The 25,164-nt window shown below is 61.4% G+C and carries 25 protein-coding genes and 1 pseudogene; 11 read left to right on the top strand and 15 right to left on the bottom strand.

Annotation, left to right across the window (positions count from 1 at the left end):
• Nucleotides 1–301 precede the first annotated feature (301 nt).
• From J4D99_RS21255 to hppD, 3 genes and pseudogenes are all read right to left on the bottom strand, one after another.
• Nucleotides 302–979 (bottom strand): annotated as a pseudogene (locus J4D99_RS21255) (Glu/Leu/Phe/Val dehydrogenase dimerization domain-containing protein); the annotation flags it as partial.
• A gap of 92 nt (nt 980–1,071) precedes the next feature.
• A complete protein-coding gene (locus tag J4D99_RS21250) occupies nt 1,072–2,280 on the bottom strand; it encodes a homogentisate 1,2-dioxygenase (protein WP_208133762.1) in 1,209 nt (402 codons plus the stop codon).
• Between the two features lie 151 nt (nt 2,281–2,431).
• Nucleotides 2,432–3,562, bottom strand: coding sequence for a 4-hydroxyphenylpyruvate dioxygenase (gene hppD, locus J4D99_RS21245; protein WP_208133761.1), 1,131 nt, complete (start codon nt 3,560–3,562; stop codon nt 2,432–2,434).
• 116 nt (nt 3,563–3,678) lie between these two features.
• Between hppD and J4D99_RS21240 the strand changes: the two genes are divergently transcribed.
• A complete protein-coding gene (locus tag J4D99_RS21240; RefSeq protein WP_208133760.1) occupies nt 3,679–4,569 on the top strand; it encodes a LysR family transcriptional regulator in 891 nt (296 codons plus the stop codon).
• An 84-nt stretch (nt 4,570–4,653) separates the two neighbouring features.
• Here J4D99_RS21240 and J4D99_RS21235 read toward each other — a convergent pair whose 3' ends face one another.
• The 5 genes from J4D99_RS21235 to thrA all read right to left on the bottom strand — a co-directional run bounded on the left by J4D99_RS21235 (nt 4,654) and on the right by thrA (nt 11,643).
• Entirely contained in the window at nt 4,654–5,925 is a 1,272-nt protein-coding gene (locus J4D99_RS21235; protein ID WP_208133759.1) for a protoporphyrinogen/coproporphyrinogen oxidase, read from the bottom strand.
• A gap of 10 nt (nt 5,926–5,935) precedes the next feature.
• Nucleotides 5,936–6,625 (bottom strand): c-type heme family protein, encoded by a 690-nt coding sequence (locus tag J4D99_RS21230; protein ID WP_208133758.1) that lies wholly within the window; start codon nt 6,623–6,625, stop codon nt 5,936–5,938.
• A 105-nt stretch (nt 6,626–6,730) separates the two neighbouring features.
• Nucleotides 6,731–8,032: a threonine synthase gene (gene thrC / locus J4D99_RS21225; protein ID WP_208133757.1), complete on the bottom strand. Its 1,302-nt coding sequence runs from the start codon at nt 8,030–8,032 to the stop codon at nt 6,731–6,733.
• Between the two features lie 85 nt (nt 8,033–8,117).
• Entirely contained in the window at nt 8,118–9,053 is a 936-nt protein-coding gene (locus J4D99_RS21220) for a homoserine kinase (RefSeq protein ID WP_208133756.1), read from the bottom strand.
• Between the two features lie 139 nt (nt 9,054–9,192).
• A complete protein-coding gene (gene thrA, locus J4D99_RS21215) occupies nt 9,193–11,643 on the bottom strand; it encodes a bifunctional aspartate kinase/homoserine dehydrogenase I (protein WP_208133755.1) in 2,451 nt (816 codons plus the stop codon).
• A 183-nt stretch (nt 11,644–11,826) separates the two neighbouring features.
• Between thrA and prfA the strand changes: the two genes are divergently transcribed.
• The 3 genes from prfA (at nt 11,827) to J4D99_RS21200 (ending at nt 15,095) form a co-directional block, all read left to right on the top strand.
• Nucleotides 11,827–12,897: a peptide chain release factor 1 gene (prfA, locus tag J4D99_RS21210; protein WP_208133754.1), complete on the top strand. Its 1,071-nt coding sequence runs from the start codon at nt 11,827–11,829 to the stop codon at nt 12,895–12,897.
• Between the two features lie 210 nt (nt 12,898–13,107).
• Nucleotides 13,108–14,664: a hypothetical protein gene (locus J4D99_RS21205; RefSeq protein ID WP_208133753.1), complete on the top strand. Its 1,557-nt coding sequence runs from the start codon at nt 13,108–13,110 to the stop codon at nt 14,662–14,664.
• Nucleotides 14,665–14,672: 8 nt separating this feature from the next.
• Nucleotides 14,673–15,095, top strand: coding sequence for a secondary thiamine-phosphate synthase enzyme YjbQ (locus tag J4D99_RS21200; RefSeq protein ID WP_208133752.1), 423 nt, complete (start codon nt 14,673–14,675; stop codon nt 15,093–15,095).
• Nucleotides 15,096–15,115: 20 nt separating this feature from the next.
• On the opposite strand, the gene J4D99_RS21195 is transcribed toward J4D99_RS21200, so the two are convergent.
• Nucleotides 15,116–15,712, bottom strand: coding sequence for a hypothetical protein (locus J4D99_RS21195; protein WP_208133751.1), 597 nt, complete (start codon nt 15,710–15,712; stop codon nt 15,116–15,118).
• Nucleotides 15,713–15,820: 108 nt separating this feature from the next.
• Complete coding sequence (gene gpmI, locus J4D99_RS21190; RefSeq protein ID WP_208133750.1) at nt 15,821–17,347, bottom strand: 2,3-bisphosphoglycerate-independent phosphoglycerate mutase; 1,527 nt, start codon at nt 17,345–17,347, stop codon at nt 15,821–15,823.
• Nucleotides 17,348–17,506: 159 nt separating this feature from the next.
• On the opposite strand from gpmI, the gene J4D99_RS21185 reads away from it, so the two are divergent.
• The 5 genes from J4D99_RS21185 to J4D99_RS21165 all read left to right on the top strand — a co-directional run bounded on the left by J4D99_RS21185 (nt 17,507) and on the right by J4D99_RS21165 (nt 20,910).
• Nucleotides 17,507–17,911 carry a DUF4783 domain-containing protein gene (locus tag J4D99_RS21185; protein ID WP_208133749.1) on the top strand — a complete coding sequence of 135 codons (405 nt, stop codon included), beginning with the start codon at nt 17,507–17,509 and terminating at the stop codon, nt 17,909–17,911.
• An 82-nt stretch (nt 17,912–17,993) separates the two neighbouring features.
• Nucleotides 17,994–18,860: a carboxylating nicotinate-nucleotide diphosphorylase gene (nadC, locus tag J4D99_RS21180; RefSeq protein WP_208133748.1), complete on the top strand. Its 867-nt coding sequence runs from the start codon at nt 17,994–17,996 to the stop codon at nt 18,858–18,860.
• Nucleotides 18,861–18,977: 117 nt separating this feature from the next.
• The gene (locus tag J4D99_RS21175) at nt 18,978–19,598 is read left to right on the top strand and encodes a YcxB family protein (RefSeq protein ID WP_208133747.1); all 621 of its coding nucleotides are present in this window, start codon (nt 18,978–18,980) and stop codon (nt 19,596–19,598) included.
• Nucleotides 19,599–19,667: 69 nt separating this feature from the next.
• Entirely contained in the window at nt 19,668–20,048 is a 381-nt protein-coding gene (locus tag J4D99_RS21170) for a hypothetical protein (RefSeq protein WP_208133746.1), read from the top strand.
• A 121-nt stretch (nt 20,049–20,169) separates the two neighbouring features.
• Complete coding sequence (locus J4D99_RS21165; RefSeq protein ID WP_208133745.1) at nt 20,170–20,910, top strand: ZIP family metal transporter; 741 nt, start codon at nt 20,170–20,172, stop codon at nt 20,908–20,910.
• Between the two features lie 82 nt (nt 20,911–20,992).
• Here J4D99_RS21165 and J4D99_RS21160 read toward each other — a convergent pair whose 3' ends face one another.
• Both J4D99_RS21160 and J4D99_RS21155 read right to left on the bottom strand, forming a co-directional pair.
• The gene (locus tag J4D99_RS21160) at nt 20,993–21,319 is read right to left on the bottom strand and encodes a chaperone modulator CbpM (RefSeq protein ID WP_208133744.1); all 327 of its coding nucleotides are present in this window, start codon (nt 21,317–21,319) and stop codon (nt 20,993–20,995) included.
• Nucleotides 21,320–21,358: 39 nt separating this feature from the next.
• Entirely contained in the window at nt 21,359–22,309 is a 951-nt protein-coding gene (locus J4D99_RS21155) for a DnaJ C-terminal domain-containing protein (RefSeq protein WP_208133743.1), read from the bottom strand.
• A 269-nt stretch (nt 22,310–22,578) separates the two neighbouring features.
• On the opposite strand from J4D99_RS21155, the gene J4D99_RS21150 reads away from it, so the two are divergent.
• Entirely contained in the window at nt 22,579–23,175 is a 597-nt protein-coding gene (locus J4D99_RS21150) for a DUF6799 domain-containing protein (RefSeq protein WP_208133742.1), read from the top strand.
• Here J4D99_RS21150 and J4D99_RS21145 read toward each other — a convergent pair.
• Together J4D99_RS21145 and J4D99_RS21140 are read right to left on the bottom strand one after the other, a co-directional pair.
• Nucleotides 23,172–23,372 carry a hypothetical protein gene (locus J4D99_RS21145; RefSeq protein ID WP_208133741.1) on the bottom strand — a complete coding sequence of 67 codons (201 nt, stop codon included), beginning with the start codon at nt 23,370–23,372 and terminating at the stop codon, nt 23,172–23,174. The two genes, J4D99_RS21150 and J4D99_RS21145, sit on opposite strands and share 4 nt — an antisense overlap.
• Before the next feature lie 101 nt (nt 23,373–23,473).
• Complete coding sequence (locus J4D99_RS21140; RefSeq protein WP_236018791.1) at nt 23,474–23,899, bottom strand: septal ring lytic transglycosylase RlpA family protein; 426 nt, start codon at nt 23,897–23,899, stop codon at nt 23,474–23,476.
• Nucleotides 23,900–23,975: 76 nt separating this feature from the next.
• On the opposite strand from J4D99_RS21140, the gene J4D99_RS21135 reads away from it, so the two are divergent.
• Complete coding sequence (locus J4D99_RS21135; protein ID WP_208133740.1) at nt 23,976–24,194, top strand: hypothetical protein; 219 nt, start codon at nt 23,976–23,978, stop codon at nt 24,192–24,194.
• Between the two features lie 8 nt (nt 24,195–24,202).
• Here J4D99_RS21135 and J4D99_RS21130 read toward each other — a convergent pair whose 3' ends face one another.
• Nucleotides 24,203–25,144, bottom strand: coding sequence for a glycoside hydrolase family 25 protein (locus J4D99_RS21130; protein WP_208133739.1), 942 nt, complete (start codon nt 25,142–25,144; stop codon nt 24,203–24,205).
• Between the last annotated feature and the right edge of the window lie 20 nt (nt 25,145–25,164).

Raw genomic sequence — 25,164 nt, 5'->3', positions numbered from 1 at the left:
TGTAAGCAGGGCTCTTGCATTTCCTGCCCTCGACCCACGCCCCCGCCCCTCGCTGCCGGCGCCACGCGCCACGCGCCTGCTGAACAAGGAGCTAATCTTAGGCAGGTGTAAGGCTTTTGGGCTGGCGAGTACCCTTACTACGCCCCTGACGAGCTTCTGAAGGTCTCACTAGGAGCGTAGTAAGGATGCTCTTAATAGACGAGTTGTCGCAAGGCCATTTCAAACGCGCGCTGGGCAAAGCCGGCGGGCGCAAGATGCCACCTGCTCAGTCAATAATCCCGACGATGTATGCATCTTAAGTAGCCAGGTAATAGGCAGCAGCGCCTACATTGCCCCAGCCTTGAATGATGACACGCTTGCCAGCCACTGCCTGGCCTGCCCATAGCGCATAGTAGTGGCGTACAGCCTCAGCGACACCGTAACCGGTGATAAGGTCTGCTATGGTACACTTATGGGCCAAGCTAGGGGGGTAAGCAGCATCTTCGAGCACTTTAATCACATCTTTGCGAAGTTGGCCGAGCTTTTGAATTTTCTGGGGCTCGGTGGCGTGGTAATGGCCCTTTACAACACCTTCCCGCGGGTGCCAGAGTCTATACTCTTCGGTGAGAGGAATTACCTCGTGGATTTCATCCACGTTGAGGTCACCGCCAGTGCCATAGTAGGCTTTCAATAGCGGAAAGACGGCCTTGTACCAACGTTCGAGCACGCCGCGCTTGCATGGGTCTTGCGGGTCGAATTTGATGCCTGATTTGGCACCACCGATGGCTGGGCCCGATACCGTGAATTTTACTTCCATTGTCTTGGCTAGGCTCTCGACTTCGCGCTTATCGAGGCCCTTGCGCATGCGGGTGCCTCCCCCGGCCGCGCCGCCGCGCAGCGAGTTGATGACTACCCAGCCTTCTGCCTCGGTTTCGGGGTCTTGCCATTCAAAAACGATTTCAGGGCACTTCCACTCAAATTGAGCCAACAAGTTTTTCATATAACCAGAGCGCGTACTAAAAAGCGGGCCGGCTAGGGTAGCCAGCCCGCACGCTAGGAGTGGGACCAGAGTGGGAGGTTGGGGCAAGCTTGTTATTCGGGGCGTTCGAGGCGCTGGTCGGGGCTAGCGGCGGTAGGGCTGGCAGGTTCGAGCCACGACTGATAATAATTACCGTCGTCTAGCCGAAGCGCGGCTTCCGTTAGCATGAGCGGGCGGAAGGTATCAATCATCACGGCCCACTCGTCGGTGCCGGTTTTGCCGATGCTGCGCTCATAGGCGCCCGGCGCGGGGCCGTGCGGAATACCGCCGGGGTGCAGCGTGATATGACCTTGGGCGATGTTATTGCGCGACATGAAGTTGCCGTCTACATAGTACAGCACCTCATCGGAGTCGATGTTGGAGTGGTGATAAGGCGCCGGAATGGCCTGCGGGTGATAATCAAACAGACGGGGCACGAAGGAGCATACCACAAACGCTTTAGTTTCGAACTGCTGGTGCACGGGTGGCGGCTGGTGCACCTTGCCCGTGATGGGCTGGAAGTCGCGGATATTCATCCCGTAGGGATAATTATACCCGTCCCAGCCTACCACGTCGAATGGGTGGCTAGGGTACACCAACTCATGCAGTATGCCTTGCTTCTTGATTTTGACCGTGAAGTCGCCTAGTTCGTCGTGCGTTTCCAACTCTTCGGGCAGCTTGTAGTCGCGCTCTGAGTAGGGCGCGTGCTCTAGGAGCTGGCCAAAGTGGTTGCGGTAGCGCTTGGGCGTATAGATGGGGTGAAACGACTCGGCGATAAAGAGCCGGTTGTCTTCCGTATCAAACTCAATCTGGTAGATAATGCCGCGCGGCACCAGCAAGTAGTCGCCCGGCTCGAAGCAGATGTTGCCGAGCTGCGTGCGTAGCTTGCCGGTGCCTTTGTGGATGAATAGTAGCTCATCGGCATCGGCGTTTTTGTAGAAATAGGCCGTGAGCGAGTGGCGTGGTGCGGCCAGCACGATGTGCACGTCGCTATTCACCAGCACCGGCGTGCGGCTAGCCAGATAGTCATCTTGCGGTGGCACCTCAAAGCCCTTGAGCAACCGGGCCTTGATACTTTTTTCTATGGCGACTTTGGGCGTGAGGTCAGTCTCCCCCACGATTTCCTTCACCGTGGTGGGTCGGCGCAGGTGGTACATGAGCGACGACATGCCCTCGAAGCCGATGGTGCCAAACAGCTGCTCGTAGTAAAGCCCGCCCTCGGGCTTCTCGAATACCGTGTGGCGCGTGTGCGGCAGTCGGCCAAGCTTGTGGTAAATGGGCATTTGGGTGGGAGTAGAGTTAAGAAAAAGTGGCTAGCCCTAAAAACCGTGTGTCATGCTGAACTTGCGAAGCATCTTATTAGGTTCGAACGGCTTCGTTCTGGCGTGATAAGATGCTTTGCAAGCTCAGCATGACAGATAAAAGGGCCGGTGCTTACAGGTTGCCGCGGCGGTCCTGCTCGCGCTCCAGGCTTTCAAATAGCGCTTTGAAGTTGCCCGCGCCGAAGCTCTTGGCGCCCTTGCGCTGGATAATTTCGAAGAATACCGTGGGCCGGTCCTCCACGGGCTTCGTAAAAATCTGGAGCAGGTAGCCCTCTTCGTCGCGGTCGGCCATGATGCGCAGGGCGCGCAGAGCTTCTACATCCTCGTCAATGTTGCCGACGTGGGCGCGCAGGTTGTCGTAGTACGTGTCGGGGGTGTTCAAAAACTCCACGCCACGCGCCTTCAACTCGCGTACCGTGCTGATAATGTCGTCGGTAGCCACGGCAATGTGCTGCACGCCCTCGCCTTCGTAAAAGGTCAGGTATTCCTCAATCTGCGATTTTTTCTTGCCCTCGGCGGGCTCGTTGATAGGAAATTTCACGTAGCCGTTGCCATTGCTCATCACCTTGCTCATGAGGGCCGAGTACTCGGTCGTAATCTGCTTGTCGTCAAAGCTCAGGATATTGGCGAAGCCCATCACGTCCTCGTACCACTTCACCGTTTCGTTCATGCGGTTCCAGCCCACGTTACCCACGCAGTGGTCCACGTAGCGTAGGCCCACTTCGCTAGGGTTAAAACTCGACTGCTGAGCTACGTAGCCCGGCAAGAAGGCGCCGTGGTAGTTTTTGCGCTCGATGAACATGTGCACCGTTTCGCCATAAGTGTAGATGCCGGCCGTGCGCACCTCGCCAAACTCGTCGGTGAGGACCTTAGGCTCCTGGTAGCTGCGGGCGCCGCGGCTCATGGTTTTTTCGTAGCTCTCGAAGGCATCTTCTACCCACAAGGCCAGGATTTTAACCCCATCGCCGTGCTGGCGCACGTGTGCCGAAATCTCGTGGTCGGAGTGCATAGCAGTGGTGAGTACCAACCGGATTTTGCCCTGCTGCACTACGTAGCTGGCGCGGTCGCGCACGCCGGTTTCGGGGCCGGCGTAGGCTACTGTCTGGAAGCCGAAGGCCGCTTTGTAGTAGTAGGCAGCTTGCTTGGCATTGCCTACATAAAATTCGAGGTAATCGGTGCCGAGTAGCGGCAAAAAGTCAGTGGTAGCGCGCTGCTGTAGCTCCTGGGCGACGAGGGTTTCCATATGTGGCTAGGGGTGGATAGTGCTTAGTTACAACGCAATACTAACGCCCGTTAGTCGAGATGTCCAATATCGGCTACTTATGAGCCCAATAAGAATTTCTTATGGAGATTTGCGGTATGGAACTCCGCCAGCTGCGCTACTTTGTCGAGGTCGCCTCCGCGTTACACTATGGCCGGGCCGCCGAAAAATTGTGCGTGTCGCAGCCGGCGCTTAGCCAGCAGATTCAGCTTTTAGAAAGCGAGCTAGGGGTCGAGTTATTTGACCATCAGCAGCGCACACGTCAGCGCCGGGTAGTGCTGACTGAGGCAGGTAGCGCATTCTTGGCCGAAGCTCAGCAGCTGCTGCACCTAAGTCGGCAGGCCGTTGAAAACGTGCGCCGGGTAGGCTCGCAGCAAAAAACGGTGGAGCTGGGCTACTACCAATTGCTGCGTCCCGACCGGCTGGTAGGCATTGTGCAGCGCTTCAACCAGAGCTTTCCCGACGTGCAGTTTCATTTGCACGAGCTGCCGACTTTTCGGGCGGTGCAGGAGGCGCTGGTAGCCGGCCGCATTGAGTTGGGCCTCACCATGCTGCCGCTGCTGCACCCCGAGCTGGCGGCGCGGCCCTTTGGCCAGGGGGGGCTAGCGGTGGCGCTGCCGGCTGCGCACCCGCTGGCTGGTCTGCCCGAGGTGCCGCTAGAGGCGCTAGCCCACGAAAAATGGGTTGAAATCAGCCGGCCCCTGCACCCGGTGTACGAAGAGATTGAACACCTGTGTCAGCAAGCCGGCTTCAGTCGGCGCGGGGCCATTGTGCAGGAAGTATCGTCGTTGGAGCTGCTCAGCAACCTCGTGCGGCTAGGGCTGGGCGTGGCGTTTGTGCCGTCATTTTTCGACCTGAGCACGGTGCCGGGCGTGGTGGCCCGTCCGCTGCGCGTGGTGGGCAGTGAAAACGTGCTGCTTACGCAGTGCGTGGCTTACCTGGCTGAGCGGCCCGCGCCGCTGCTGCAAGCGTTGGTGGCGCTGGTGTGAGCAGTAGCGCGAGCCTTGTGGCTCGCATCCTCGCGCCGCCAGGGTCATTGAGGCGTCACTAAAACGCCAACTACAAAGCTCGCGCTACTGCGCCAGCAGCATTTCGGCCACCTGGCGACCGGTGCCCAGCGCCGCGTTGAGCGATGGATAGCTGACCCAGTCGCCGCAGCGAAAGAGCGTTTCGCCGAGCTGTAGCTCTTGCTGCACCGGCTGGCCAGGGCCATACACGGGCAGCGCCTGGGCGATGCGGTAGGTGCGCAGGTGCCGCCACATAGTAGCCAGCGGCCCAAACCAAGCAGCCAACTCGGTACGCAGGCGGGCAGTCAGTTCCTCGTCCGACAAGCCATGCTCGCCGTGGGTGCTTACCGATACCAGGCCCTGGCCAAGTGGTGCCACGCTAGCCCCGGTTTCGGCCGGGAAAGCCACATTGTGTACCAGCGCATCGGGCTGAGCATTGAGATGCAGGATGTTGCGGCCGTGACTGGGCGCGGGGCCCGCGGTGGCGAAGTATGTGCAGGTGGTGGGCCTAGCGACGGGGGTGGCCGGCGCGGGCAGGTCGGCGCCCAGCAGGCGGGCGGCAGCCGGGCCATCGGTGGCCAGCACTACGGCCGCAGCGTGCAGGGTTTCGCCGTTAGCCAGGTGCACGAGGCGGCCGCCTTCAGCTACGGCCGCCACGGGCGTGTTCAGGCGAATAGCATCGGCGGGCAGACGGGCGGCCAACTGCTCGGGCAGCTGCTGGATGCCCAGCGCCGGCACGGCCGCCGCACCCTGTGCAAACTGCTGAAATACAAATTCAAAGAAGTTGCTGCCGGTGTTCAGCTCGCGGTCGAGGTACACACCACCGAAGAAGGGCTTGAAAAAGCTGTTGATAATCTGCTCGCTCCAGCCGTAACGGCGTAAATAGTCGAGGGTAGTGCTGCCGGGCCGGGCCAGCAGTTGCTCGGGCGAAGCGCCCGCTAGCTGCGCCACTAGCTTGCCAATCAAGAGCTTGTCTTTGAGCGTGCCTATGGGCGAGGCTAGCGCGGCGAAGGCCATGCCAGGGGCGTGCAGCGGGTTTTCGAGCATAGTTTCGCTGCCGTCGGCCAGCCGGATGAGGGCACCCGAGCGAAACGACTTCAACTGCAGTGCACCGTAGTCGAACATACGCCGCGCCTCGGGGTAATTGGTTAGCAGAATCTGAAAGCCGCGGTCGAGCCGAAACCCATCGGGCGTGAGGTCAGTGCGCACGCGGCCACCTACGCCGTCGGCGGCTTCGAGCACCAGCACCGAGCGGCCGGCCCGGTGCAGCCAGTTGGCGCAGGCTAGGCCGGCCATACCCGCGCCGATAATAATAACAGGGGATTGGATATCAGTCATTTAAATTAGTTTAGAATAGCTTGGGCATTTTGTGTTCCTTCCACTTCTTGCGCGTTTTCATGGTGTAGAACTCGGCCACCCCACTGCGGTCTAAGGTGAGCTGCCAGGCCCCTAGCACCTGGCCCCGCTGCCGGCCCACCGATTTGAGGCCCGGATGCTGCTGCCGCAGCAGCTGGGCGTCGGCTAGAGTAAGGTCGTGGCCGGGCTGACCGTGACAGCGCAGGCAGAGGTTGTTGGCCAGCACGATAGGCCGCTGGTAGTAAAAGGTATCGGCGGCCGGCCGGCCGATGAGGCGCATGGTATCGGGCCGCAGGCCGGCGGCAGCCACGGCAGCCGGCGTGGCACTGGCCGGAGCAGGCTGCCACTCGGCGCGGCGGGGGCTAGCGTGCCACTTGCGCGCCATCGAATCGACCTGCGGGTAGCTCTGAGGGCGACAAAAGTTAGCAGCTTGTGCCAGGCTGCCCTTGGCCAGCTCGCGGGCCAAGGTGCGGCGCAGCAGCGTGTCGGCGTAGGCCGTGATAGAGTCGCCGGCCCAGCGCGTGGCGTGGAGCAAGTCGTTGGGCATGATGCGCTTGACTTCCCAATTGGCGGTTTCTTCGGCTATCTGCTTAGTGCCGGGCAGGTGCTTTACCTGGTCGGGCCGGCAGGCGGCCAGCCCTAGCGCTACGAAAAGAACAACATTGATTTTCGGTAAAACCATACTGCGGCAACTGCTTTAGTAGGGCGAAGGTTGCAAGGACAATGCGTGAAGGGGTGAATGAGCGAATGGGCGCAACATCATTCCGCCATTCGCTCATTCACCCCCTCACGCATTGCCAGGCAGCAGCCACGCCCGCAGCGCATCGTAGCTAGGGGCTAGTGGCACGCTTTGCTTGGGTTTTTCCAGCAAATAATGCAGGGTGCTGGGTAGCTCAATCTTGCGACCGATAAGCGGCTCGACCACCTCCGGAAACTTCACCGGGTGGGCCGTGGCCAGCAGAAAGCCCGCGGCGGCCGGGTACTCGGCCAGATATTTTTCCAGCGCAAAAAAGGCCACCGCGCCGTGCGGGTCGAGCAGGTAGCCGCGCTCGGCTTCCACCCGCCGAATGGTAGCGCTGGTATCGGCGTCGCTCACGGTATAGCCGTTCAGTAGTTGGCTGATGGCCGCGTGCTCCTGCTTGAAGAGCTCCAGGATGCGCACAAAATTGCTAGGGTGGCCCACGTCCATAGCGTTAGAAATGGTAGCCACCGCAGTTTTGGGCGTGAAAATGGCCGTGCGCAGGTATTCCGCGCCGGCATCGTTGGCATTGCAGGCCGCGATAAAGTGGCCCACCGGCAGGCCCGAAGCGTGGGCTAGCAGCCCGGCGCAGAGGTTGCCAAAGTTGCCGCTGGGCACCGAAACAACCGGCGGGGCGCCCGGCGCCCACTGTTGCATCGCAAACAAATAATACAGCTGCTGCGGCAGCCAACGCGCCACGTTGATGCTATTGGCCGAGGTGAGGGTGCGGCGGCTGGTCAGGTCTTCATCCAAAAAAGCCTGCTTCACTAAGCGCTGGCAGTCGTCAAAGTTGCCGCTAACCTCCAGCGCCGTAATATTTTGCCCTAGCGTAGTGAGCTGCAATTCCTGCAAGGGGCTCACCTTGCCCGAGGGGTACAGAATGACCACCTCCACGCCCGGCACGCCCAGGAAGCCGTGCGCCACGGCCCCGCCTGTATCGCCGGAGGTGGCCACGAGCACCGTCACCGGCTTGGTTTCGCCCCGCGAGAAATAACCCAGGCAGCGGCTCATAAACCGTGCACCCACATCCTTAAACGCCAGCGTGGGCCCGTGGAACAATTCCAGCGCGCCAATTTGCTCGGTAATGGGCACCAGCGGAAAGGCGAAATCAACCGTTTCGGCGCAGATGCGGCGCAGGTCGGCCTCCGGGATGGTAGCGCCCACGTAGGGCCGCATTACCTCGTAGGCAATGTCGGCCTGCGAAAGGCTAGCCAGGTTTTTAAGGAGTTCGGTTGAAAACTGCGGGATGCTTTCGGGGAAATACAGGCCCCCATCGGGCGCCTGCCCAGCAATGGTAGCCGTGCGAAAATCGACGGGTGGCGACTGGCGGTTGAGGCTGTAGTAATTCATTTTTCTAGCTGTTAGCTCTTTGCTGCCAGCTGTTAGCTTTTTCAATGAGGCCGGTAGCTAGCAGCTACTAGCCAAAAGCTAACAGCTAAAAATTAACCACCCGGGCGCCCTGGCTGGCAATAGGCCCCACGTGCAGGTGAAAGTCGATGCCCATTTTACGGTACACACTGCCTAGCGCCTCGGCGGCGGCGCGGGCGGTAGCCTCGTCTTTATTGAGCATAAAAATCGACGGGCCCGAGCCCGAAATACCGCCGCCCAGCGCGCCAGCGGCCATTGCCAGCCGCTTGGCATCGCCCAGGCCGGGAATGAGTGAGGCGCGGGCAGGCTCTACGATGTAGTCTTCGAGGGCGCGGGCAATCAAGGCGTTATCCTGGGTGAGAAAGCCGGCTACCAGACCGCCCACGTTGGCCCACTGCCGCACGGCCAGGGCTAGCGGCACCGAGGTAGGCAGCACGGCGCGGGCTTCTTTGGTTTTCACCTCAAACTGCGGGTGCACCACTGCCACCCACAGTGGCGGCGCGGGCAGGGCTAGCACATCGAGCGCCGGCGTCACGGCTCGCACCAGCGTGAAGCCGCCGCAAATAGCGGGCGCGATGTTGTCGGCGTGGCGCACACCCGAGGCTACGGCCTCGCCGTACATGGCCATGTCAATCAGCTCTTTGTGCGAGAAGCGGTTGCCGAGCAAGGCATTGGCGGCCACCACGGCACCCGCCGCGCTGGCCGCGCTGCTACCGATGCCACTGCCGGGCCGGATGCCCTTGGTAATCTCCACCTCGAAGCCTAGCGGCTCGGGCACGGCGCGCAGCAGGGCTAGCAGGGCGGCGCCCGCCACGTTGCGGCTAGGGTCGGTGGGCAGGTCATAGTCGTCGAGGTGATGAATGACGAGGCCGGGCTGCTCGCGGCGCGTGAGGCGCACGGTGTCGTAGGGCGCGGTGAGGCACAGGCCCAGCACATCGAAGCCGCAGCCGACGTTGGCGATGGTGGCCGGCGCGTGCACGGTGACGGAGGATGGTAATGACATTAGCTAACGTGTCGCCTCACCCCCCGGCCCCTCTCCGAAAAAGAGAGGGGGGGGCCGAGATAGCGCGGACATTCGTAAACAGTAAAGTAAATCGTCTGGCTTCCCTCTCCTTTGCGGAGTGGGGCCGGGGGTGAGGCGTCTACAGTCGCGCCGCCCGGATGATATCGGCAAACACACCGCTGGCTGTGACCTCGGCCCCGGCCCCGGCGCCCTTCACCACCAGCGGCTGCTCGGGGTAGCGGTCGGTATAGAAGAGCACCAGGTTGTCTTTGCCGCGAAGCTCATAGAGGTCGTGGCCGGGCGCAATCTGCTGCAAGCCCACTGACGCTTTTCCATCGGCGTACTGGGCCACGAATTTGAGGCGCTTGCCCTGGCTGGCGGCTGCGTCGAAGAGGGCGCGGAAGTGCGGCTCATGCACCGCCAGCTGCCCGTAGAAAGCAGCCACGTCGCCTTCGAGGCAGCTAGCGGGCAGGAAGCTTTCGTTGGCTACGTCGCTCATTTCCAGCTGCTGGCCGGCCTCGCGGGCCAGGATGAGGATTTTGCGGGCCACGTCCGAGCCGTTGAGGTCGAGGCGCGGGTCGGGCTCAGTGTAGCCTTCGGCTTGGGCCTGGGCCACCACCTCGGCAAAGGGCCGGGTGCCGTCGTAGTTGTTGAACACGAAGTTGAGCGTGCCCGACAGCACGGCCTGCATACGGCGCACCACGTCGCCGCTGCGCGTGAGGTCGCCGAGCGTGCCGATGACGGGCAGGGCCGCGCCCACGTTGGTTTCAAACAGGTATTTCGTGTTAAAATCGCGGGCTAGCTGCTTGAGCTGGCGGTAGCTGGCGTAGGTGCCCGAGGCAGCAATTTTGTTGCAGGCCACCACGGCCACGCTCTTGGCGAGCAGCGGCGCATATTGCTCGGCAGCGGCCGGGTTAGCCGTCACGTCCACGAAAATGGAATTGCGCAGGTTCTTGCTGATAATGAGCTGGGTAAGCTCACCGAGCGAAAGCCTGGGCGCTTTGTCCAAGTCTTCAGGCCAGGTGCGGAGGTCGAGGCTGCCTTCGTCGCTTACCAGGCAGTGGCGGCTGTTGGCGATGGCTACCACGCGCAGGTCGAGGCCGAGCTTCTCGCGCAAATACTCCTGCTGCTGGGCTAGCTGGCCGAGCAGCTTACCGCCCACGTTGCCAGGGCCTAGTATGAAGAGGTTGACCTGTTTATACGTGGCTTCAAAAAACTCTTCGTGCAGTACGTTGATGGCCTTGCGCACATCGTCGGCCCGAATCACGGTCGAGATATTACGCTCGCTAGCCCCCTGCGCAATGGCCCTAATGTTCACCCCGTTGTGCCCCAGCGCGCTAAACAAGCGCCCGCTGATGCCAGGGTGGTTGCGCATATTGTCGCCCACCAGCGCCACGATGGCTAGCCCCGTTTCGGGCCGCAACGGCTCCAGGCGGCCGGCCGAGATTTCGGCCGCAAACTCGTCATTCACTACCTCTTGCGCGGCGGGCACGTCGCCCTCGCTCACGCCCACGCAGATGGAGTGCTCCGACGAGCTTTGGGTAATGAGCACCACGTTGATGCGGGCCCTGGCCAGTGCCGCAAACAGCCGCGCCGAAAAGCCCGGCACGCCCACCATGCCGCTACCCTCCAGGTTAAGCAAAGCCAGGTGGCCGATGCTCGATAAGCCGCGCACCACCCCGATGCTCGGCGGCGGGGCCACCTCTACCAGCGTGCCGTAATCGGCTGGCGCAAAGGTGTTTTTAATCCACATCGGGATGCCGCGCCGGCGCACCGGCTGCACCGTGGGCGCGTACAGCACCTTGGCCCCGAAGTGCGACAGCTCCATGGCTTCCTCGTAGCTGATGCGTGCGATGGGCCTGGCCGAGCGCACCAGGCGCGGGTCGGCGGTGAGCATGCCGCTCACGTCGGTCCAGATTTCGAGTTTCTCGGCCCCTAGCGCGGCCGCCAGGATGGCGGCCGTGTAGTCGGAGCCGCCGCGGCCCAGCGTGGTAGTGTGCCCTTCGGCATCGGCCGCGATAAAGCCAGGCGCCACCCACAGGCTAGCTCCGTTTTCTTGCTGAAAATAGGTAACCTGGCGTTGGGTAATTTCCTCATCGACCTGCGCCATGCCGAAGTGCGAGTTGGTGCGAATAAGCTGGCGGCTATCGGCCCAGGCCGCGGCAATGCCCCGGGCCTGAAACGCAGCCACAACCAGCCGCGACGACAGCAGCTCGCCGTAGCTCATCAGCCTATCGAGGGTGCGCGGCGAAAGCTCGCCCAGCGCAAAAATGCCGTCGGCCAGCAGCGCCAGCTCGGTAAACTGGGCCGTGAGCCAGGGCTGAATCTCGGTTTGGCTGGCTGCCTCGGGCAGCAGGCTTTCGGCGGCGTTGAGGTGGCGGGCTTCGAGCTGGCGCAGCGTTTGGCGGAAGGCTTCGTCGCCGGCCGCTGCGGTGCGGCCCACGCTAATGAGGGCGTCGGTGGTGCCGCCCAGCGCCGATACGACCAGGGCCACTGGTCCGTGGGCCAGCGCGCTCGTCACGATGGCAATTACTTTCCCGATGTTTTCGGCGGAGGCCACCGACGTGCCCCCGAACTTCAAAACTTGCATACGCTCAGGTGTCGAAAGCACGGCTGGCCGCAGCGAGCCGTGCAGTAGGAGAGAGGGGCCTAGCGTGGGTGGGAGGGAGAGCCCTAGGCCAGCGTAAAGAATTGGCGCGGAACGCCGACCGCAAAGGACGTTGTTACCAGGCCGTATCTTTGCAAACTACTGACTATTTTTTCTGACCACAAAATGCTGGATAAACTCGAAGCCATCCGCGAGCGCTACGATAATGTGAACCACGAGCTGATGCAGCCCGAGGTGATGAGCGACATGAAGCGCTTCAAGTCCCTGAACAAGGAGTTCAAAGAACTAGGTAAAATTGTGACTGCGTACCGCGCTTACCAGCAGGTGCTCAGTAATATAGAGGGTGCCCGTCAGGTTATTTCGACGGAAAAAGACGAGGACTTCCGCGAGATGGCCAAAGCCGAGCTCGACGAGCTGCTGCCCGAGGCCGACCGCATGGAGGTAGCCATTAAAGAGTTGCTGATTCCGAAAGACCCCAACGACTCGAAAGATGTAATTATGGAAATCCGGGCCGGGGCGGGCGGCGACGAGGCCTCGCTCTTCGCCGGCGACCTGCAGCGCATGTACCTGCGCTTTGCTGAAAAGCAGGGCTGGAAAATGGAGCTAGTAGACGCCATGGAAGGCACCGCCGGTGGCTACAAAGAAATCGTCCTCGCCGTGAAAGGCGAGGACGTGTACGGCAAGCTCAAGTTTGAGAGCGGCGTGCACCGCGTGCAGCGCGTGCCGGCCACCGAAACCCAGGGCCGCATCCACACCTCGGTAGCTTCTATCGTGGTAATGCCTGAGGCTGAAGAATTCGACATCGAGCTGGATATGAATGATATCCGCAAGGATTTGTTTATGTCTTCCGGCCCCGGTGGGCAGTCGGTAAACACGACGTACTCGGCCGTGCGCCTCACCCACATTCCTACGGGCATCGTGGCCCAGTGCCAGGACCAAAAATCGCAGCTCAAGAACTTCGACAAGGCGCTGCAGGTACTGCGCTCGCGCATCTTCGAGATTGAGCTGGCCAAGAAAAACGAGGCCGAAGGCGCCATCCGCAAGGGCATGATTGGCAGCGGCGACCGCTCCGACAAAATTCGCACCTACAACTACCCGCAGGGCCGCGTGACCGACCACCGCATCGGCTACACCGTCTACAACCTGCCCAACGTGATGGACGGCAATATCGACGACTTTGTGGAGCAGCTGCGCCTGGCCGAAAGCGCCGAGCGCCTGAAAGTGGGCGCGGAATAAACGCCGCTCGTTTGCAATGCTTCCAGAACGTCATGCGGCGCTTGCCGAAGCATCTTTACCGCGCCGCTAGGGTGTCGTTTAGTAGAGATGCCTCGACAAGTGCCGCATGACGTTCTTGTTTGCCAGAATACCAAAGGTTAGCCGGTATCGTTGCAGCTTAGTCGCTGCGTCTGCTCTATGATAAAGAAGCTACTTTTTCCCGTTCTTCTGTTGCTCAGCGCCGTTCTTAGCCTGACTATGCCCGGCTGCAAGCCCCGCGAAGAAGAGCTGCAGACCTCGGGCGGGCTAGCCTTCTCGGCCGATACGGTGAAGTTCGACACGGTTTTTACCACCATCCGCACCGTTACCAAGCGGCTATGGGTGTACAACCGCAACCCGCGGGCGGTGAACGTGGACCTCATCAGCCTCGACAACCCGGCGGCCTCGCCCTACACGCTCATCATCAACGGCGATATGAAGCAGACGGCGAACGGCATCTACATCCGGGGCAATGACAGCCTGCTCATCCTGGTGCGGGCGCAGCTAAAAGACGGCGGGCAGAGCGGCCCTGCCAAGAACCTCGTGGTGCAGGAAAACTTGAATTTCCGCACCAACGGCCAAGACCAACGCGTGCTGCTGCGCTCGTTTGGCCAGAATATCTACCTGCACGATGGCACGTCTCAGCCTTTGGCATTGCCCTGCGGCACTGTCTGGACCAAAGACCGGCCGCACGTGCTCTACGGCACGGTGGTAGTGCCCCAGGGCTGCACGCTGCGCATCAAGCCCGGCACGCGCATCTACGCCCACGCTGGGGCGATGCTCATTGTGCAAGGCACCTTGCTCGTGAACGACCCTAGCGACTACCAGCCCGGCACCGGCCCCACCGACACCGTAAAGGCTACCAACGCCAACATCGTGCGCTTTGCCGGCGACCGCAGCGGCGAGGCACAGTATGCCACGGCGCCGGGGCAATGGACGGGCATTTTGTTCGACGCTACCAGCCACGGCAACGTTATTCGCTACGCCCAGATTCAGAATGCCGCCTACGGCGCGCTGCTGTTCAACCCCGGCAACGCGGCCCCCCAGCCCGACTTGCTGCTGCAAAACAGTGTTATCTGCTACATCTCGGGGGCTAGCGCCAACTTTGCCGGCGCGGCCACCCAACTGGCCAGCTACAACCTGCTTGGCATTACTGAGGGGGCCGGCATCCTGAGCTTGTCGGGCAAAGTCACCGCCGAGAATACGCTCTTCAGCGATTGCTACGAATATGCCCTGCGCGGCTACGGTGGTGGCAGCTACTCGCTCAATTACTGCACGATAGCGAATTATCCGGCCGCCTCGGCGGTGCGCAAAACGGCCTCGCTGACGTTCACCGACCTCTCGGCGCTCGACGGCAAGCCCCGCAACCCCTCTGGGCTGACCGTTAGCCTGCAAAACTCCATTGTGTGGGGCTCTAGCGACGACGAGCTGTACCTGGAAAATTACGAAGAGTATAAAGCGGGCGTGAGCGTGCAGAATACGCTGCTCAAAAGCCAGCTCTACGCGGCCACTACCGATGCGAGTGGCGTCCCGGGCCTGGGCAAGGCCGGGCTGAATAACCTCTTAAACCAGGACCCGAAATTTGTGCGGTCACTAGGGGGGAGCTTTGGCGACTACCGGGCCAGCGCCGGCTCGCCCGCGCTGGCCCGCAAAACGGCCGTACCGCCCTTCGTGCCCCGCGACTTGCTGAACCTGCCCCGCAATACCAGCACCCCCGACCTCGGGGCCTACCGCGTCACCAAGCCCTAGCCCGCTTCATGCGCTTCATTCAAAAACGCCTGCGCCTGCCGGCCGTCGCCGAGGGCTTTCACCTCATCACCGACTTGCTGCTGAGTGAGTTGCCCGAGCTCGAAACGCTGAGCGTAGGCACCGCCAATTTCTGCATCCAGCATACGTCGGCCAGCCTTTTCATTACCGAAAACGCCGACCCCACGGTGCGGCGCGACTTTCAGGAGTATTTCCGCCGGCTAGCCCCCGACAATGCGCCCTACTTTCAGCACACCCTCGAAGGGCCCGACGACATGACGGCTCACCTCAAGGCGGCCATGCTCGGTACCTCCGTCACGGTGCCCATTGCCGACGGCCGCCTGCTGCTCGGCACCTGGCAGGGCGTGTGCCTGGGCGAACACCGCCGCCAGGGCGGCCGCCGCTGGGTAGTAGCCACCCTCATGGGCGAGTAGCGCGAAGCCAAAGCTTCGCGCTACAGCACGCGCATCGTCGTGGTGTAGCGCAGCGTATCGAAGAGCACCAGCTTTTGCACGCCGCTGGCGCTGTACTGGCTGAGGTGGCCGTTTTGCAGCATGAGGCGCAGGTCTTTTTGCCCGAAAAACAACGCGTTATCCTGCCGAAGCCGGGCTACTATTTCCTGAGGCTGGCTAGCCTGGCTGGTTACATCGAGGCGCAGCACGGGCGCGTTGTCGTGGCCCGGGCGCAGGCGGTAGGTGCGGCGCACGGCCCCACCGGGCAGGCTAGCCGAATCCACGGCGTAAGCGCCGCGCAGGGCGGCTTTGTTGATGTCGGCCTGGTAAAATACCTGGAGCTCATCGGCCCATTTTACCTGCGGCACGCGCACGGTTTCGGGGGGGCTGCCGCGCAGGCTCACGCGCTTCTCCACGCCGGGGCGGCTGGCCGTGAGCTGCCGCACCTGCGCATCGAGCAGGCCCCGCACGTCGAAATAAGCCCCATGCTGGTGCGCGGCGCCGGGCGCGGCCGGGTCGGTGGCCGCGCCCTTGTCGCAGCTGCTCAGCGCGAGTAGTGCGGCCGTACTCAGGAAATAAAAGCTGCTTCTACAACCCATCTTAACAAGGTGTCCCGCACTGCGCGCCGAAGGACGACTTCAGCCCAACACTGCGGGACACATGCGAGAAAGAAAAATTCAACTCAATTTGTTCGCGCTAGCCCTGGGCTAGGGGCGCAGCAGGCTTTGACCCGTCATTTCGGCGGGCCGGGGCACGCCCATCAGCTCCAGAATGGTGGGCGCGATATCGCCGAGCTTGCCATTGGCCAGGGTACCCTGGTACGTATTATCGGCTAAAATGCAGGGTACCAGGTTAGTAGTGTGGGCCGTATTGGGCGAGCCGTCGGCGTTGCGCATGTACTCGGCGTTGCCGTGGTCGGCAATAACGATAGTGGCGTAGCCGGCCGCTAGGGCCGTTTCTACCACGTCGTGGGCGCAGGCATCGGCGGTTTCCACGGCTTTCACCACAGCTTCAAATACGCCGGTATGGCCCACCATGTCGGGGTTAGCGAAGTTGATGACCACAAAATCGGCCGAATTGGCTTGCAGCTCGGGCACCAGGGCGTCGCGCAGCTCGTAGGCGCTCATCTCGGGCGCCAGGTCGTAGGTCGCCACTTTGGGTGAGGCACGTAGGATGCGCGTTTCGCCTTCAAATTCTTTTTCGCGGCCACCCGAGAAAAAGAACGTCACGTGCGGATATTTCTCCGTTTCGGCCATGCGAATCTGCGTCTTGCCGTGCGCCGCCAGCACCTGCCCGAGCGTGTTGTCGAGGTTATCCTTCTCAAAAATCGGCGTCACCCCCACAAACGTTTCGTCGTAGGTCGTCATGGTGAGGTAGCGCAGGTTGAGGCGGTGCATCTGGTAGGCGTTGAAATCCTGCTGCGTAAGTGCCTCCGTGATTTCGCGGCCCCGGTCGGTGCGGAAGTTGAAGCACAGGACCACATCGCCTTCCTTAATAGTGGCGAGCGGCTGGCCATCGGCGCCCACCTTTACGATGGGCTTCAAAAACTCATCCGTAACACCCTCCTTGTACTGCTCCTGAATGCTTTGAATCAGGTTTTGCGAAGGCGTGCCCACGCCGTTCACGAGCAGGTCGTAGGCTATTTTGACGCGCTCCCAGCGCTGGTCGCGGTCCATGGCGTAGTAGCGGCCCACGATGGAGGCGATTTTGGCCCCCGTGCGCTCATTGTACTGCTCCAGGTCGTTGACGTAGTGTACGCCGCTCTTGGGGTCGGTATCGCGTCCGTCGGTGAAGGCGTGCACAAATACCTGGTGCACTTCGGCTTCGTGCGCGATGGTGCAGAGCGCTTTCACATGGTCGATGTGTGAGTGCACCCCGCCATCCGACAGCAGGCCAATAAGATGGAAGGCTTTATTGTTTAGCTTTGCATACTCCAGCGCTTCTTTTAGCGCCGGCACCTGCCCTATCTTGCGCTCCCGGATAGACTTGGCAATGCGTACCAGCTCCTGGTCTACCACGCGGCCTGCGCCAATGTTCATGTGGCCCACTTCCGAGTTGCCCATCTGGCCGTCGGGCAGCCCTACGGCCTCGCCTGAGGCCTGCAACGTGCTGTGCGGAAAGCGCTTGAGTAAGTCGTGAAAGTAAGGCGTCTGTGCTTTATCAACGGCCGAAGCCTCTACATTCGGGGCGATGCCCCACCCATCCAGAATAACTAAGAGGACCTGCTTGTTCATGCCAGCAAAAGTACGCCTCGCACCCTAAAGCATCTTCTTTCCGTAGTAGGCTCCGGCCCGCTAATCAGGCTTCAGAATTCCTTCAAACTCGTTCTTGCTGGCATAGTTTTAGCTTATGCCGCCCCAAGCGCCTCCGACCTGCTCGCGAAGCTTTTTGCTATGAACCGACTTTTTACCAAATTTTTTCTTTTCGGCTGGCTTCTGCTGGCAACCGGGCTAGTGGGCTTGGCACAAGGAGCCGACCAGCTATCGGTGGTGCGCTCGGCCATTGCCAGCGGCTCGTCGCGCGACTTGGCTCGCTACCTCGCCCCATCGGTGGAAGTAGGTTTCGATGGCGATAAGCAGAGCTACAATGCCACGCAGACTGAATTGGTGATGAAAAACTTTTTTGCTAAAAACCCACCTTCCAGTTTTGATATCATCCACCAGGGAGCCAGTGGCGAAGGAATATTATATGCCACCTGCCATTATGTAGGCCGCAACGGCAACTACCAGGTGTTTATCAAGCTCAAGCCCAAGCAGCCCAGCCCAACGATAGATACCATCGATTTTACCAAGGAATAACCTGAGCGATTTACCTGAAGCCCGGCCGCTACGCAAGCGGCCGGGTTTTTTGTGCGCCCGCCGCCCGGCGTACCTTTGCCGGGTGTCAGCAACCCCCGCCCCTTACCTCACGCCCGCAGCGCTCATCACGTTCATTCGCACGGCCCTAGCCGAGGATGTGGGCGACGGCGACCACTCGGCCCTGGCCGCCATTCCGGCCGACGCCCGCAACCGCGCCAAGCTGCTGGTAAAAGCCGAGGGTGTGCTAGCCGGCGTGGCGCTGGCTGAATTGATTTTCAAGGAAGTAGACCCCGCGCTCACCATGAGTGTGCAGCTCGCCGACGGCGCTAGGGTGCGCCACGGCGACGTGGCCTTCACGGTAGAAGGGCCCGCCCGCAGCATCCTCACGGCCGAGCGGCTGGTGCTCAACTGCATGCAGCGCATGAGCGGCATTGCCACTTACACGGCGCACCTCACCGCGCTGCTGGCCGGTACCAAAGCCCGCCTGCTCGATACCCGCAAGACGACACCCAACTTTCGCCTGTGCGAAAAGTGGGCAGTGCTCATCGGGGGGGGCGTCAATCATCGCTACGGGCTTTTCGACATGATAATGCTGAAAGACAACCACGTAGATTATGCTGGCGGCATCGCGGCGGCTATCGCGGCCACCCACGACTATCTGCGTAGCACGGGCCGGCAGCTACCCATCGTGGTCGAAACCCGCACCCTAGCCGAGGTAGAGCAGGCCCTGAGCGCGGGTGGTATCGAGCGCATTATGCTCGACAACATGGCCCCTGCCCAGCTGCGCGAAGCCGTGGCCCTGGTGGCCGGCCGCCTGCCCCTGGAGGCTAGCGGCGGCATCACGGAGCAAACCATTGCTGAGGTAGCTGCTACGGGCGTCGACTACATCTCGGTCGGGGCCCTCACGCACTCGGCCAACATCCTGGATTTGAGCTTAAAAGCCTACTAACCCCTGTCATATTGATGAAGGAGGCATCTTATCACGGCGGCCTTCGTCAGAATTAATCAGTACCCGTGTCCCGCGAGCGTGATAAGATGCTTCGCAGGCCCAGCATGACCAGATAGCATGATACCTCCTAATCAACGCGGCGGTGGCGGCGGCTTTCGCCAGCAGCAGGCGCCCCAGTCGCTGCCCGGCACCATTAAAACCAAGAAATACCAGTTTGACCCGAATACCTATACCCGCATTGCGATGGGGGAGGTGTGGCGCAAAGAGTGGTGGTACACACTTATTCCGTTTGCGGTAGGCGTGCTGCCGGCGGCCATCTGGCATTCGTGGTGGTGGCTGCTGCTGGGGTTGGCCCTGGCGCTCATTTTTGTGCTTATCCGCTCATCGCTCGTCACGGGCGTGACGCAGATGGAGCAGAGCAAGCCCTTGTTTGAGCGCATGAACTACGAGGCCGACCAGCGCCAGCTCATTCTGCGTCAGAGCGAGCAGCGGGCCATGGCCCTGCCCTGGGACCAGATTGGCCGCGTGCGCCGCGAGCCCGATGCCTACCTGCTCTACCTGAAGCCCGGTGCGCCGCCCGCCGAGCTAGCCCCCTGGCGCCGCTGGATAGCCAGCACATTTGACGTGCCGGTGTTTCTACATTTGCCCCTGCGCTTGTTCAACAACGACAACGACCGCAAGCTGTTTGAGGCGCTGCTGCGCCGCAAAGGCCTGCTGGCCGATGCACCTGCCGCCTAGCGCTGGCCGTATAGTGCGGCCCTTCTCACGACTTTCTATTTAGTTTCCGCAAGGATTTTTTTGACCCGTATGAAAAAGCTGCTCCTTTATCTGGCTCCGGCCGCCATGCTGTTAGTTGCTTCGTGCAGCAGCGAGCCCTCCGATTGGCGTCCTGAAAATAAAGTGTCGGATGATATGATTCCGCCCGGCACGCGCCCCACCGACAACTTCGACCAAGGCACGCCCGAGGCGCCCAGCCAGGACAAAGGCGGCGCCATCAGCCGGCCCCTCAACTCGGGCACGCGCCTGGAGCCGCGTCCCGCCCCGTCGGCCAACGCCGTAATGTCGGGCGATACCCAGGAAGGCACGGCGCTAGCACCCGGCCAGGGCGTTAGTAGCGCTAAAAAGAACGCCAGCGATTCGCCTACGCCCGACACCGCCCAGGGCCAGGCTGGCGCCCGTCGCAAGTAGGCCAGCGCCGACTCATCTCGGCCTCTAGCTCACCAGCACTAGAAATACTGCTTCTTAAGCTTGCAGCAATGTTGCGAAATTAATCGCAACATTGCTGCAAGCTTTGCTGTTTAAGAGCCTTATGTGGATTGCGATAGTTTTATTGACCGCAGCGGTGCTGGGGGCGGGCTTGTTAGTAAGTAGGGTGCCGGCGGCGCGCACTGCGCAGTGGCTCAAGCCCCTGCTGGCTTTTAGCGGGGCTTATTTATTTGCGCTCACTATCACGCACATCCTGCCCGAAGCCCTGACGCTGCTGCCAGCCACGCCGCAGCGCGTGGGCTACTGGGTGCTGGCCGGCTTTTTTGGGCAATTATTGCTAGAGGTGCTCTCGCAGGGCATTGAGCACGGCCACGTGCACGCCCCCGATGCCACCGAAAAAGGCCGGGTGCCGCTGCTGCTGGTGCTGGCCTTAGTAGTGCACTCGGTGCTCGAAGGCAGCATCCTGGTGCGGGGCGCCGGCAGCGGCGAAATCGGTGAGCATTTTTATGCGCTGGTGCTGGGGGTGGCCCTGCACCATGTGCCGGCCGCCGTGGCGCTGGCCACGCTGCTGCGGCTGCGGCTGGGCTCGTTCAGGCGAGTGCTGCCATGGCTGCTGGTGTTTGCGCTAGCCTCCCCGGCGGGCCTTGTTTTCAGCAATTACATCGTGCTGGAGCAACTGCTGGGCAGCGGCGTTTACGCCGCGCTGCTGGGCTTTGTGGCGGGCACGTTTCTGCACGTGTCAACTACTATTCTGTTTGAAACCAGCCCCGAGCATCGCCTCAACTGGCCCAAGCTCACGGCCACGCTAGGGGGCTTACTGCTGGCGCTGGCAGTAGGAGGGTAGAAGCAAATAAGTAAGCGGCGTGAAGAATCACCACTTAGGAAATTCTTCACGCCGCCTGCTTATTTCTTTCCGGCTCTCAAACTCATTCTCCCAGCAGCGGCCCGGAGCCGTGCAGGAAGTTTTCGAGCTGGCGGGCGCGGGCGGTTTCGCGGGCCAGGGCGGCTTGCAGCCCCAGTAGGCGCTGGCGCATCAGCAGCACCAGGTCGATGGCCTCAGGGGCGAGGCCCAGGCCGTGGTGCAGGCGCGCCAGGCGAGGCAGCAACTCGTCGGGCTCTTCTACCTCGATGGTATCGGGGGCCGGGGCGGGGCGCAGCAGGCCCAGGTCGACAAACTGGCGCAGTTCGGCGCGGCCCAGGCCGTAGCGGGCATCAACTTCCTGAAAAGTGAGCAGCAAAACGCGGGTTTCCATAAGAATAAGGGGCTAGCTGAGGGGTAAGAATTGACGGGGCTATGCTTCGCCGCGCAGCTTGGCCAGCTGCTGAAGGAGCCCGCGCTCTTCCTCTGTAAGGTTGGTGGGTAGCTGCACGTTGAGGCGCAGGTAGAGGTCGCCGTGCTGGTCTTTCTCGCGATACACCGGGAAGCCTTTGCCGCGCAGGCGTAGGCGGCTGCCGTTGGCCGTTTCGGGCTTGAGCTTGATTTTAACGGGGCCGCCGAGGGTTTCCACCGTTTGCTCGCCCCCTAGCAGGGCGCGGTATAGCGGCACGGGCACATCCTGGGTCAGGTCGTCGCCGGTGCGGGCGTACCGGGCATCGGGCAAGATGCGGAACGTAATGAGCAGCGAGCCGTTGGGCCCGCCGTTGCGGCCCGGGCCGCCCTGGTCGCGCAGCCGGATAGTCTGCCCGTCGGCCACACCCGGCTGAATGGTGATGCGCAGGTTCTTGCCATTCACCGTGATGGTGCGCGGCCCGCCATCGTAGGCTTCCTGCAAGCTCAGCTCCAACTCGGCCTGGTAGTCCTGGCCGGCGCCGGGCCGGGTGCTGCGCCCGCCACCGCCTGCGCCGCCCATGCCACCGAAGAGCGAGCTGAAGAAATCCGAAAAGTCGGCTTCTTCGCCGCCAAACTGCCCGCCGCCAAACCCCCCAAAGCCCCCGGCGGCGCCTCCGCCGCCTTGCGCATACTGGCTCCAGTCGAAGCCGCCCGCGCCCTGGCCGCGCCCGGCGCCCGCCTGCTGGTAGCGGGCGTAGTCGGCCCCTAGCTGGTCGTATTTCTGCCGCTTCTCGGCATCGGAGAGCACTTCGTTGGCTTCGTTTATTTCCTTGAATTTTTGCTCGGCCGTGGCGTCGTTGGGGTTCACATCGGGGTGATACTGACGCGCCAGCTTGCGGTAGGCCTTCTTTATCTGCTCGGTCGTCGCCGTTTTTTCGACGCCCAGAATTTTATAATAATCTTTATAGTCCATGGTGAAGAACAGTCAGCGAGGCAACAAGTAGCCAGGTGGGGCTTTCATTGAACGCGGAAAAAGCCGGTTGTGTTGAGCCAGCAAAAATGCGTTGGGTAGTGTAGATTTGTATTTTACACATACTCCAGGCTTTAAACAGGCGTGCTTGTAAGCTAAAAATCAGCTAAATTTTGCTTGCCGCCGGTCTGATACTCAGCTCTGGCACAGTTTTGTGTACTTTTACCTTCGCAGTTTTTTTATAGTATTCTTAACCAATTCTTTTACAGTCGATGAAGCTACTTATTCCGGCCTTGCTACTCGGTAGCGCTATGCTGGTTACACTCGAAAGCCAGGCGCAAACGCAGCCCACGCCCGCAGCTGCTACGCCCGCGCCGGCAGCCACTACGCCCACCTCGCCCGCTACCCAAAACCCGGCGGCCCGCCGGGTGCTAGCCCCCCGCCGCGTAGTAGCGCCGCGCCGTGCCGGCGCCGCAGCGCCCACCCGCGCCAAAACCAACGGCGTGATGGCAAAAGACGGCCTGACCCTGCAAGACGGCCGCATGGTGCTGACCGAGCTCGGCCGCACGGCGCCCATTGAGCAAGATAAGCGCCTGCTGAATGGCACGCTTATTACTACTAAAGGCCAGGTTACCAGCGTAGAGGGTGCAACCACGCAGCTGGCGGAGGGGGACTATGTATCGTTGACCGGCCGAATTACCAGCAAGCGCGAGATGGTAGAAGCCGATAGCGTGCGCAAGCTCGTAGCCTACGACCTCAAGCACCCCGGCAAGCGCAAGGAGCTGGAGAAAGCCCGCGAAAAAGCCGAAAAGGAGCGCGAAAAAGCGGAGAAAGAAGCCGCCAAAGCAAAGGCCAAAGCCGGCCGCTAGCGCCAGGGCTGCGTGTAGCCAACCATAATGGCCAGGCCCTCGGCATCGTCGCGGGCCTCTACTACCTCGTCGATGACAAATTGGACTTCGGCCTCGGTCCAGTCCTCGTCTTCGGCGGCCTGCACGAAGCTGTCGAGAGCCGAAAAGCGGTTGGCGCCTGCGGGCGGCGTCCAGGTTAGCTGCTTGCGAATATTCATGGTGCAAAAATGGTGCATTGCGGCCCTTGCCACCCGGCAGGGGCCGCTTTTAGTTGTTGCTGTTACTTGTTACTTAGCAGGCATGCTGCCAGCGGCTGGGCCTAGCGGCCCTTGTGCGCCACTGGGCCCATGCGCAGCACTTTGAGCCGCACGGGCACCACGCCCGCATCAATGAGGTCGAGCTTGCGGGCGGCGCGCTTCGACACATCGACAATGCGGCCTTTGGCGTGCGGGCCACGGTCGTTCACCACCACTTTTACCGAGTGGCCGTTGCGGATGTTGGTCACTTTGATGCGGGTGCCAAAGGGCAGCGTATTGTGGGCGGCCGTGAGCCGGCCGGGCCGGTAAATCGCGCCGCTGGTTGTGGCCCGGCCATTGAACTTATCGGCGTAGTACGAGCCCTGGCCCGATTCGGTGAACGCCGATTTGCTGGTGCCACAAGCCGAAACCAGAAAGGCTAGTAGACTGATAATGAAAAAAGTGTGAGCTAGCCTGGTGGAGGAGTGGTGCATAATTAGGGTATTCATCGGGGCTTCACGCAGTATGCAGGAATTAACGCTCATCTTTCGGCTGAAATCATTTCCTTCCCTTAACACCTAACTCATGAAAAATACCCTTAAACTCGCTGCTGGCCTTGTACTGTCGGGTCTGTTCTTTACTGCTCATGCCCAAACTACTCCTATGAAAGAAGGTAGCAAAATGGAAGAGAAGAAGGAGAGCAAAATGGAGGAGAAGAAAGAGAATAAGATGATGCACAGCAAAATGCATGGTAAAATGCACAAAGAGAAAATGGCCGGCGAAAAGATGAAGGCCAAAATGTAGGCTTTCGCCTAGCGCCGCACCAACTCGGCCGCCCGGTTCAGCAGCTTGCGAAAGCTGCCGGGCCGGGCGGCTTTTTTGGGGGCAGCCGCTGGTGGGGGGCTAGCCGGGGCCGGCGCGGGTGCCACGCGCAGCGCCTGCAAAGCGGCGTAGCTACCCTGAAACACGTTGAAATCGACGGTGCCCCGAATGCCGGGCACGTAGGCTTCGTCGGAGTGCTGCCAGATAATCCAGCGCTCGGCGGGCAGGGCGGGGCGGTCTACTTCGTAGTGAGCCAGCCACAGCGGGTAGTCGTCGAAGTGCCCGGCCAGGTAGTGGCGGTAGAAAGTGTAGTTGGAATACAGAATGGGCCGCACCTTATAGTGGGTTTCGACAGTCTGCAGCCACTCGCGAACTTCGCGGCGCATTTCGGCTACGTCGTGAAAGCGCGGCGCTTCCACGTCGAGCACCGGGGGCAAGTCGCCGGGCCGGATGGGCACCGTGCGAATAAAGAGGCTGGCCTGCTCGTGGCCGTCGCGGCTAGGCTGAAAGTAGTGGTAGGCCCCGCTCAGAATGCCCGCCGCCCGGGCCTCGCGCCAGTTGCGCCCAAAGCGTGCATCGCGCAGGGTGGCCCCTTCGCTGGCCTTGATAAAGGCAAACCGCACGTGCTGGCGAGCCACCTCGGGCCAGTCGATATGCCCCTGGTAGGCCGATACGTCAATGCCGTGCACCGAGTAGCCGGCTAGCAGCGGCGTGCTCTCGTGGCCCGTGAGGTAGCGGGTGGTGAGCGTGGCCCAAGTGCGCCGGGCGTAGCGGTTGAGCTGGCGCTGGTGGCGCAGGTAGTAAACGCCGCCACCCAGCAGCCCCAGCAGCAGCCCGGCCAGTACCCAGCGCCGCCAGCGCCCGCGCCGGGGGGCGCGGCGCGGCGCGGTAGCCGGGGCAGCAGCAGACAACGACTTGGCGGGCATGGGCATGGGCAGCAGGCCAAAAGTAA

Source organism: Hymenobacter sp. BT559 (assembly GCF_017571525.1).
Lineage (GTDB): Bacteria > Bacteroidota > Bacteroidia > Cytophagales > Hymenobacteraceae > Hymenobacter > Hymenobacter ginsengisoli.
The sequence above is the reverse complement of the archived record's forward strand: the minus strand, read 5'-3'. Positions and strand labels throughout refer to the sequence as shown.